Annotated in this window: 1 protein-coding gene and 1 pseudogene; both read left to right on the top strand. The window is 72.1% G+C overall.

Annotated elements, in window-relative coordinates; translation table 11 throughout:
- Positions 1 to 377 (top strand): annotated as a pseudogene (locus Y706_RS27885) (nitrilotriacetate monooxygenase); the annotation flags it as partial.
- Between the two features lie 10 nt (positions 378 to 387).
- A partial coding sequence (locus Y706_RS23940) for an NtaA/DmoA family FMN-dependent monooxygenase (RefSeq protein WP_043435118.1) occupies positions 388 to 1,500 on the top strand: 1,113 nt, incomplete at its 3' end.

Genomic DNA, 1,500 nt, shown 5'->3' with positions numbered 1-1,500 from the left:
CCGGCGGCGACGGGCCTGCGCTGATCGCCGAGCTCGACGTCGTGCTGGACTCCCGCGGCCAGCCCGCCGCTGAGCGGCTGGCCGGACTGAACGGCCACACCCCGTGGCAGAGCCCGCGCGCACAGTTCATCGGCTCGGCGGCCGGGCTTACCGATCTGCTCACCGAGGTGCTGGCCTGGGCCGAAGGGGTCCGCCTGCACCCCGCCGTGCTGGACACGGATCTTGAGGAACTGACGCGGCTGGTGCTGCCCGAACTGCGCCGGCGCGGGGTCCTGGCCCCCACCAGCCCGGACGCCACATTCCGCGATCAGCTGGGGCTGGCACGGCCAGCCAGCCGCTACGCCGCCGCATCCAGCGCCCCCGGCGCGGAAAACTAAGGAGCCCACCATGAGCCACAGCACCCACCCCGCCGCTGAATTCACCGCGTCCGGGTTCATCCCCTCGGGTCAGATCCAGCTGGGCGTGTTCTTCCAGGGCGTCAACTCCGGAACCGTCTGGAAGGCGGCCGAATCCGGCTCCCAGACCGACTTCGAATCGTTCCGGCGCGTCGCCCAAACCGCCGAGCGCGGCCTGTTCGCGGCGTTCTTCCTCGGCGAAGGCCTGCGGCTGCGCGAGCATCTTGGCCGTCCGCACGCGCTCGACGTCGCCGGCCGTCCCGACGCGCAGACTGCCCTCGCCGCCTTGGCCGCGGTGACCACCAAGATCGGGCTCGTCGCAACCCAGAACACCACGTACAACGACCCCGCAGACCTGGCGCACCGGCTCTCCACGCTGGACCTGCTGTCCGGTGGCCGCGCCGCCTGGAACATCGTCACCACGGACAACGCCTGGACCGGCGCCAACTTCCGGCGCGGCGGTTATCTGGACCACGCCGACCGGTACACCCACGCCGAGGCCTTCGTGGAAACCGCCAAGCGGATCTGGGACGCGTGGGACGACGGCGCCGTCGCGGGCTCAGCCTCCGCCGAGTGGTGGTCGGCGGAGGGCTCGGTCCGGCGGGTGCGCCACACCGGCCGGCACTACACCGTCGACGTCACCCCGCGGCTGCCGCGCAGCGCCCAGTACCGGCCGGTGCTGTTCCAGGCCGGGGATTCGCCTGAGGGCAGGGACTTCGCCGCCCGGCAGGCGGACGTCATCTTTTCCGCGCACCCGCAGCTCGATGACGCCCTGGAGTTCCGCCGCGACATCGTGGAGCGCACCCTCCGGGCCGGCCGCGGCGCCCAGGACGTGAAGATCATGCCCGCCAGCGAGTTCATCCTCGCCGCCACGCCGCGGGAGGCCCTCGAGAAGAAGGCCTGGGTCCGCAGTCTGCAGATCGGCCCGCAGCAGGCCATCGCGTACCTCGAACAGTTCTGGGGCCGGGAGCTGCAGGGCTACGATCCCGACGGCCCGCTGCCGGACATCGACCCCGTGGTGGAAGAAACCTCCGAAACGCGCGGCAGCGGCTTCCACGGCGCCAAGGCACGCCAGCTGGCCGACCAGTGGCGGGCCGAGGCCACG

It is taken from the genome of Arthrobacter sp. I3 (genome assembly GCF_000520575.1).
In the GTDB taxonomy this organism is placed as follows: Bacteria; Actinomycetota; Actinomycetes; order Actinomycetales; family Micrococcaceae; genus Arthrobacter; species Arthrobacter humicola_A.
This window is presented reverse-complemented; position numbering and strand designations above follow the sequence as displayed.